This window comes from Cryobacterium sp. N19 (genome assembly GCF_002929595.1).
In the GTDB taxonomy this organism is placed as follows: domain Bacteria; phylum Actinomycetota; class Actinomycetes; order Actinomycetales; family Microbacteriaceae; genus Cryobacterium; species Cryobacterium flavum.
In genome coordinates, this window is sequence record NZ_PJJR01000042.1 from 78,238 (window position 1) to 85,830 (window position 7,593).

The 7,593-nt window shown below is 63.5% G+C and carries 11 protein-coding genes; 8 read left to right on the forward strand and 3 right to left on the reverse strand.

The window, feature by feature from the left end; translation table 11 throughout:
• Positions 1 to 7 precede the first annotated feature (7 nt).
• From CXY78_RS02735 to CXY78_RS02750, 4 genes are all read left to right on the forward strand, one after another.
• The gene (locus CXY78_RS02735; protein ID WP_092341719.1) at positions 8 to 796 is read left to right on the forward strand and encodes an ABC transporter ATP-binding protein; all 789 of its coding nucleotides are present in this window, start codon (positions 8 to 10) and stop codon (positions 794 to 796) included.
• Positions 793 to 1,656 (forward strand): ABC transporter permease, encoded by an 864-nt coding sequence (locus CXY78_RS02740; protein WP_092341720.1) that lies wholly within the window; start codon positions 793 to 795, stop codon positions 1,654 to 1,656. The genes CXY78_RS02735 and CXY78_RS02740 overlap by 4 nt, the downstream gene beginning before the upstream one ends.
• Positions 1,653 to 2,651, forward strand: a complete 999-nt coding sequence (locus CXY78_RS02745) for an ABC transporter substrate-binding protein (RefSeq protein ID WP_092341721.1) — start codon at positions 1,653 to 1,655, stop codon at positions 2,649 to 2,651. The genes CXY78_RS02740 and CXY78_RS02745 overlap by 4 nt, the downstream gene beginning before the upstream one ends.
• Positions 2,652 to 2,761: 110 nt before the next feature.
• Positions 2,762 to 3,568, forward strand: a complete 807-nt coding sequence (locus tag CXY78_RS02750) for a thioesterase family protein (RefSeq protein WP_092341722.1) — start codon at positions 2,762 to 2,764, stop codon at positions 3,566 to 3,568.
• A gap of 30 nt (positions 3,569 to 3,598) precedes the next feature.
• On the opposite strand, the gene CXY78_RS02755 is transcribed toward CXY78_RS02750, so the two are convergent.
• Entirely contained in the window at positions 3,599 to 4,174 is a 576-nt protein-coding gene (locus tag CXY78_RS02755; protein ID WP_092341723.1) for a helix-turn-helix domain-containing protein, read from the reverse strand.
• Positions 4,175 to 4,222: 48 nt separating this feature from the next.
• Between CXY78_RS02755 and CXY78_RS02760 the strand changes: the two genes are divergently transcribed.
• The 4 genes from CXY78_RS02760 (at position 4,223) to heR (ending at position 6,086) form a co-directional block, all read left to right on the forward strand.
• Complete coding sequence (locus tag CXY78_RS02760) at positions 4,223 to 4,684, forward strand: trans-aconitate 2-methyltransferase (RefSeq protein ID WP_158252746.1); 462 nt, start codon at positions 4,223 to 4,225, stop codon at positions 4,682 to 4,684.
• Positions 4,647 to 4,838: a hypothetical protein gene (locus tag CXY78_RS02765; protein ID WP_104087927.1), complete on the forward strand. Its 192-nt coding sequence runs from the start codon at positions 4,647 to 4,649 to the stop codon at positions 4,836 to 4,838. The genes CXY78_RS02760 and CXY78_RS02765 overlap by 38 nt, the downstream gene beginning before the upstream one ends.
• Complete coding sequence (locus CXY78_RS02770; RefSeq protein WP_092341725.1) at positions 4,835 to 5,017, forward strand: hypothetical protein; 183 nt, start codon at positions 4,835 to 4,837, stop codon at positions 5,015 to 5,017. Before CXY78_RS02765 ends, CXY78_RS02770 begins: the two co-directional genes overlap by 4 nt.
• Positions 5,018 to 5,282: 265 nt before the next feature.
• Positions 5,283 to 6,086 carry a heliorhodopsin HeR gene (heR, locus tag CXY78_RS02775; RefSeq protein WP_092341726.1) on the forward strand — a complete coding sequence of 268 codons (804 nt, stop codon included), beginning with the start codon at positions 5,283 to 5,285 and terminating at the stop codon, positions 6,084 to 6,086.
• Between the two features lie 154 nt (positions 6,087 to 6,240).
• Here the strand turns inward: heR and CXY78_RS21460 are convergent, their stop codons facing one another.
• Both CXY78_RS21460 and CXY78_RS21465 read right to left on the reverse strand, forming a co-directional pair.
• Entirely contained in the window at positions 6,241 to 6,666 is a 426-nt protein-coding gene (locus CXY78_RS21460) for a hypothetical protein (RefSeq protein WP_233197174.1), read from the reverse strand.
• The gene (locus tag CXY78_RS21465; RefSeq protein WP_233197175.1) at positions 6,663 to 6,896 is read right to left on the reverse strand and encodes a hypothetical protein; all 234 of its coding nucleotides are present in this window, start codon (positions 6,894 to 6,896) and stop codon (positions 6,663 to 6,665) included. Before CXY78_RS21465 ends, CXY78_RS21460 begins: the two co-directional genes overlap by 4 nt.
• Positions 6,897 to 7,593 lie beyond the last annotated feature (697 nt).

Genomic DNA, 7,593 nt, shown 5'->3' on the forward strand with positions numbered 1-7,593 from the left:
AACAGAAATGACCGACACCGTGGGCAAAGATGCCTTTGTCGTACGCCACCTCTCCAAAGTCTTTGGTGGTGCGGGGCAGGTGCACGCCCTGAGCGATATCAACCTCAATCTGAAAAAGGGCTCGTTCACCTGCATTGTTGGGCCAAGCGGATGCGGCAAGTCCACTCTGCTGCGCATTCTGGGAGACCTCGAGGCGCCCACGTCGGGTGACGTGCAGATCAACTTCAGGCAGACCCGGGTGCCGCGCTCGGCCTTCGTCTTTCAGGAGCACGGAGTGTTTCCCTGGTTCAACGTGCTCGAGAACGTGGCGTTCGGCCAGAAGATGGCGTCGGTGTCGAAACGGGAACGCGAAAGCGAAGCCCGCAACTGGATCGCCGAGGTCGGCCTGACCGGTTTTGAAGACGCCTACCCGCACCAGCTCTCCGGCGGGATGCGCCAGCGCATCGCCATCGCTCGGGCGTTCGCGACCGGATCGCCGTCACTGCTGATGGACGAACCGCTCGGCGCTCTCGACGCTCAAACCCGCATCCTGATGCAGGAACAACTCGTTCGCCTGTGGGAGGTCGAGCGCAAGACCGTGGTGCTGGTCACCCATTCGATTGAAGAAGCACTGCTGCTCGGCGACCAGATCGTCGTAATGTCGGCCAGGCCGGGTCGAGTAAAAGAGATCATCGACGTGCCGTTCGGTCGCCCGCGCAGCGTCGCCATGGAAGCGAGCCCGGAGTTTGCACGCATGAAACAGGACATCTGGGAATCGCTGCGCGATGAGGTTCAAGCCTCGATGAGCTTCAAATGACCGTCACAGAGGGCGTCGCCCGCCGCGTCACCGAACTCGACCAAGCCATCGACCAGGAATTCAAACGTGAGCAACGACTGCGCGCCCGCGACCTCGGTTTGGCCATTCTCACGCCGATCGTGCTTCTCGGCCTGTGGGAACTCGCCGCCGCAACGGGAGTGCTCGACGCACGCCTGTTCAGTCCGCCCAGTGCCATCGGCGAACGTGGCGCGGAGATGGTCGCGGACGGTTCCCTGTTCGTGCACATCTGGGCCACGGTCGGCCGCCTCGCGTTCGGTTTCATCGCCGGCTCCATTCTCGGTGTGTTCGCCGGGCTCATCATGGGTGTTGTGCGGCCGATTCGCGCGGCCCTCAGCCCCACTTTCACCGCGCTGTACGCGCTGCCGAAGATCGCCATCCTGCCGCTGCTGCTGCTCATCTTCGGCCTAACCGAAACCCCGAAGATTCTCGCCGTGGCCATCTCGGTGTTCTTCGTCGTGCAGATCAACACCCTGGCCGGCATCATGCAGATCGACGCCCGCATTCTGGAATCGGCGCGCGCCTACAAGGCCACCGGCATCCGCTTATTTGTGAACGTGCTGCTGCCCGCCGCTGCACCAGCCATCATGACCGGTCTGCGAGTCGCCGCCGGCATGTCGGTGATCGTCGTCACCGCGGTGGAATTCGTGGCCTCCAACAACGGCCTCGGCTACCTCATCTGGAACTCGTGGCAGCTGTTTCAGCCAGCCACGATGTTCGTCGGCCTTATCGTCGTCTCGGTCATCGGCGCGCTCGTCACCGGGCTCATTATCGTGCTGGAACGGGTGCTCCTGCCATGGCGCAACTCGAACAGCCCCAAGAAAAAGGAATCGAAAAAGTGAAGAAACTGAAAATCGTCGCAGCAATGTCGCTGGTCGGGCTGGCGCTGTCTGGATGTGCAGCAGCGGATGCCCCCACTGCGTCCGGCGAACTGCAAACGGTGAACGTGGGTCACGTTCAGCTCGCGATCTTCTCGCCGCTCTATGTTGCTGAGGCCAAGGGCTATTTTGAAGACGAGGGTATCGAGCTGAAGCTTGAAGCGATCAAGTCGGGGCAGGACGCCGTACCGCTTGCCGCGAGCGGCAAGCTCGACGTCGTCGTGTCCGGCTTCTCGGCCGGCCTGTTCAGCGCGGTAGAAACCGGCCTCGACGTCAAGGTGGTCGGCTCTATGGGAGTCTCGGCCGGAGACGAGGAAGAACCGCCCTCGGCGCTCATTGCCGCCAAGAAGCTCGTCGATGACGACACCATCACCGACGTCGCCGACCTCGAAGGGCGCAAGATCGCGGTCGCCGGCGGCGCCGGCGGAACCGGAGCCTTCTACGTGGGGATGGCGCTCGAAGAAGCCGGACTCTCGATCACCGACGTGGAACTGGTCACCCTCGGCAACCCGGACATGCCCACCGCGCTGGCCAACGGCAGCATCGACGCCGCATTCGCATCGGCACCGTTCTGGAACATGCCCGTTGAAGACGGAACCGCGGTGAGCCTGTGGACCACGCCCACCGGGACATCCGGTACCGGGGTCATCTACGGCGGAGACTTCGCCGGATCTGAACTCGCGCAGAAGTTCTTCACCGCACTGACCCGTGGCGCGCAGGACCTGCAGGGCGACGACCGGTACACCGACGAGAACCTTGCCATTATTGGTGCCGCGACCGGCCAGACCGCCGAGCAGGTGGCCGCGGTACCGCTGTACCGCTGGCTGCCCGACCTTGCGCCGCTGCCGAAGCAGCTCTCCGCGATGGAACGCATGTGGATGGAACTCGGGGCGATCGTCTACACCGACCCGATTCCCGAAGCCGACTACGTGGACGCCACGTTCGCGCAGAACTCCTAGACGCCCTTCCCCGGGTCGTCCAGCCTGATCGGGCACCCCGGGCTGAATCGCCGCGCTCAAACACACCTATGGTGGATGGCAACGCCCGCGTCTGACAAAGGAGAAGCCGTATGCCCGAAGCACCCCCTCGAGCGAATGCCTATTTCGAGCCGATCGCGCCCGGCCGCTACCGGCCGACCGAGCATGCCGGCGGCGCCTGGCAGGCCGACGAGATCCACTTCAGCCCGCTCGGCGGCCTGATCGTGCACGCCATCGACCTGCACCGAGCAGCCGAGGCGGGTGGCGCCAACGGCAAGGAGCTCGGGCGTATCAGCTTCGACATTCTGGGCTTCCTTGCCGCCGAGGACTGTGAGGTCCGGGTCGAGACGATCCGTCCCGGCCGCACCATCGAGCTCATCGAGGCGACCGTCATCATCGCCGGCCGTCCGGCCGTGCTCGCTCGCGCCTGGTTCATCGCGACCGCCGACACCGCCGCCGTCGCTGGTGGCGGATCGGTCTCCCTACCCGCACCCGACACGGCGACCCCGTGGTCGATGACCGACATTTGGCCGGGAGGGTACGTCGCCTCCCTGGAGACGAAGGCCGTCGCACCTCCCCTACCCGGAGAAACGAGCGCGTGGCTTCGCACCGACATCGCACTCGTCGCGGGCGAGGCAATAAGCCCCCATGCCTCGTTCATCACCCTGGTGGACACCGCCAACGGAATCGCCGTTCGCCAGTCGCCGCTGGACTGGGCGTACCCCAACCTCGACCTCACCATCCACTTTCACCGGCAGCCGACTGGCAAATGGGTGGGGCTGGAGACCACCGTCACCTTCGGGCCGGCCGGCCACGGCATCACCAGCAGCGTGCTCCACGATGAGTCCGGGCCGGTGGGCCGCGCCGAGCAGATCCTGACCGTGCGGCCGATCAGCTGACCCTGCCCCTGCAGACCCGCACCGGCAGACTCATTGCGGATGCCGGTGGCCCGGTAAGTGCGCCCGCTCCCCGTCGTGGTCGAAGATCGTCAGTATTTCCACGGGTCCCTCGTACGCCTCGATGGTGTGCGGGGTCATCGTGGAAAACTCGGCTGCCTGGCCCTCGCGCACGAGGATGGTTCGCTCGCCGAGCCGTAGCTGCACCGTGCCGCTCAGCACCGTGAACCACTCGTAGCCGGGGTGCACCTTCGTCTCGCTGATCACACGGTTGGGCGTGATGCGCATCTTGGCGATCGTGACGCCGCGGCGGTCGCGCTCGCGCGACAGGATCCACAGGGTCGATCCGGCCATCGTCTCCGGCTCCGGGCGGATGACAACGTCGTCGTCGCCGTCGGGCTCGACGAGCCGGTCGATCGTCGTGCCCAGCGCATGAGCTATGGGCACCAGCTGGTCGAGGGCGATGCGGCGGTGACCCGTCTCGATGCGACTGAGCGTTGAGGCCGACAGGAAGCAGCGAGCAGCGAGTGCGTCCAGCGTCCACCCTCGGGCCACGCGCAGGCTGCGAATGCGTTGGCGAACGACGTTCTCGACTATTTCTTGCGTCATACGCAAGAGTCTATGCCATTAGCGAATGAACCGCATAGCGTAGTAGGCATGACACCGACCCACACTCCCGCGAACCACTCGCACCACGATCGGCCCGGCCACGGTCCCGCGCTGGGAGATGACAGCAACCTCGCTGAGTTCCTCAACCTCGACGGCGTGCTCGGAGCCCCGGTCTTGGCTGCGGCGCTCAACGCCGCTGCCGGTGCGCTCGGAACCGCTCCCCGAACCGTCGTCGACCTCGGCGCCGGAACAGGAACCGGCACCCTGGCGTTGGTGGCGCAGTTTCAAAACGCGCAAATTCACAGCCTCGATGCCTCGCCGTCGATGCTGGACCGGCTAGCCGCAGCAGCGGCGACCGCAGACGTCGACGACCGCATTGAAACGCACGTGGTCGACCTCGACGGCGACTGGCCCGCCGTGCTGCCCCACGAGGCCGACCTTGCGTGGGCCGCGCCTGGCCTTGCAGCTCACTATGAGCCTGGCTCGTCTAACCGAAGACCTTTCCGCTGACGATCTCACGGCCCTCGAGGCCGCGATCACCGCCCTCGTGGCAGGAACGTCAGAGGTCGTGATGACGTCGGGGCGCTTCAGCTGGATCGCCTTCCGACCGATCACAACGGGGTCAAACCAGCACGACACCGGCGCGCAGGGAGACAGCCGGTGACCGACACGCTCCAGGCCGATGTCGTTGTGGTCGGAGGCGGCCCGGCTGGCCTCGCGGCCGCGATCTATGGCATCCGCATCGTGTCCGGAGTTGCAACCGGCGTGTCCGGCGTGTCCGCATTCTTGCGGTGCTTCCGGCCGCACGGGCGACCATCACTCGTGTCGCTCATGGAGCGGTGACACGCAGAGTGCTGTCGTGGACGACAAGTGAGCCGGATTGCAGCGATCGCGGTCTTGGACGCGTGCGTAGAAGCCTGCACGGCTCGGCGGCAGAGCAGCCGTTAACCTTCGGGGCCGACTCCGATCGCTCGCGGGGAAGGCGCACGCCACAGCTGGAAAAATGGCCATCCTCATCCCGGTTTTCACTCGTCGAACCCGACAGTGGATTCGGCGGTGCCAGGATGTTCTCAAGGGCACTCGCCCCCACGAACGAAGGAGCCGCCCCATGCCCAAGAGGGTCTACTCACCCGACGAGCAGATCGATCGGCTGCGGATCTATAACATTGTCGCCGGAAGTCTGCACCTGCTCCAAGCCGCCGGATTTGCGGTGATTCTCACCATGCTGAGCTCGCAGGTTCTGTTCGCCGTGACGGCGGACTACCTGGCTGGCCCTCCCGGAGTTCCGATTCCACCGGAACGGGTCATCCTCTTCGAAGTGAACATCGGTGTCGGCGTCGTCGCGTTCTTGGCCCTTAGCGCCTTCTTCCACTTCCTTATCTCAAGTCCCTGGTTCTTTGCGCGCTACAAGAATGGGTTGCAAAACAACCACAACTACTTTCGATGGGTCGAGTACTCCCTCAGCTCGTCGATCATGATCTGGCTCATCCTGGCGATCAACGGGGTCACCGATATCGGTGCGTTGTTCGCCGTTTTCGCCGTCAACGCGGCCATGATCCTGTTCGGTGCTCTGCAGGAGAAATACGAACAGCCCGGCTCGGGCGGGCTGCTGCCCTTCATCTTTGGGTCGATGGTCGGCATCGTGCCGTGGATCCTGATTCTGATCTACTTCTTGCGTCCAGGCAGCGTCAGTGACGTCGCGGCCCCCGGCTTCGTCGTCGGCATCGTGATTTCGCTGTTCCTGTTTTTCAATACCTTTGCTGTCAACCAGTGGCTGCAGTACAAGCAGGTCGGCAAATGGAAAAGCTACCTGCAGGGCGAACGCACCTACATCACCTTGAGCCTGGTGGCGAAGACCGCGCTGGCCTGGCAAGTCTTCTCGGGTGCCATCATCCCGGCGATCGCTAGCTAGGCCGCTCCACACCGGGAGCGGCCTCACTGCCCGAGCGTACCCGCAGCGCGCGACTTGCTGCCCTGCGGAGTCGGCCGAGGCGTCCGCACTGTCGAGCCGGCCCCTGATCGAAGCTGTGTGGGGATCAGGGGCCATGTCCACCGAGGGATCAGCGTCACTCATCGGAGCGATCCCTCCCGCTGCCGGCAGGCACTCGTCCACGGCGGCGGTAAACCGGCTCGACCGCTGCAAGTTCCTCGTCGGCGGCGATCCGGAACACCCCTGCAGGCTCGGTATGCACTTCGCTTCGGCCTTGACCGCGGGTGGCTCGGAGGCTGGCCACCATGGACACCGTGATGATGGTCACGACCACTGCCAGGCTCATCGTGGTCGGGATGTAGAAGACATCCAAGAGCAGCATTTTAATACCCACCCAGATCAGAAACGGTTCGCTAGTGAGGGCGAAGATAGCCGGGATCGAGTCAACGGCGAAGATGACGTCCGTGATTTCCACCAGCACCAGCACGGCCAGCAAGGGGGTCGCCACCGCGATTCCTGCCTTGCGGATCAGAAACCTCAGCGCAGGGTACGCGTCGGTCATCGGCACGAACCGACGAAACACCTTGAGAATGCGGGATTTCTCGGGGTGGACGTGGTCAGCGTCCACACCAGCACGCCGAATGCGACACCGAGAGTCACCCCCACGATCGACCAGACGGCGGCTTCCCGCACACCGATCACGTGAGCTCTGCGGTGGGCGACTTGGTCGACGGCGAGCATCAGCAGGATCACACCCAGGACAGCGAACCACGCCCACAGGGGGACAGTCATGACACGACCTCCACGAAATTTTCGTGAAGGTCTCATCGGCCTTGCGGCCCTGCGCACCGGAACCCGCGGCGGGAACATATTGACGGTGCGGAGCGAGGATTACTCCCCTTCTGTGGTCATTCGACAGGAGAGGGTGTTTCACGTCAACTGGGCCAGCCGAGGAATGTTTGAGCGAAGCAGGAAAATGCTTGTTTGAGTCGCGATGGCGAGCGAGGCAGTGCCAACAAATAGCCCTCGCCTGGATGCTCACGGATGAAGGATTGCGACCGGACGGCTGCCCGTCAATCACCATGATGTGGGTGAATTGTGGGCAAAACAGCACTCCACAGTGAGCAGAAGTCCCTCTGATCAGGGATAAAAAGGGCGGTACCGGTGGGATTTGAACCCAAAGTCCCGCCCAATCACCGCCTGGTGAGAGGTCAACTTCCCCGCAAAATCAACGATTTTGGGTCACTGTACCGCCTAGTGAATCACGCCGAATTTTTTCAAGTGTGGGCAAAATGTGGCATGCGCCCCAGCGTAGGAGTGTCGAGCACCCGCTCACTCACCAGCACCCCGACGATGCGCTTCGGCCGAATCAACACCAAGGTGAACTACCTCTCCGGCAAATGACACTGTGAACCGTCCCTGATTTCTTGCCGCTTTCTTTCTAGTGAAAGGATTCGGTTATGCCCAAGAAATACCCAGATGAGGTTCG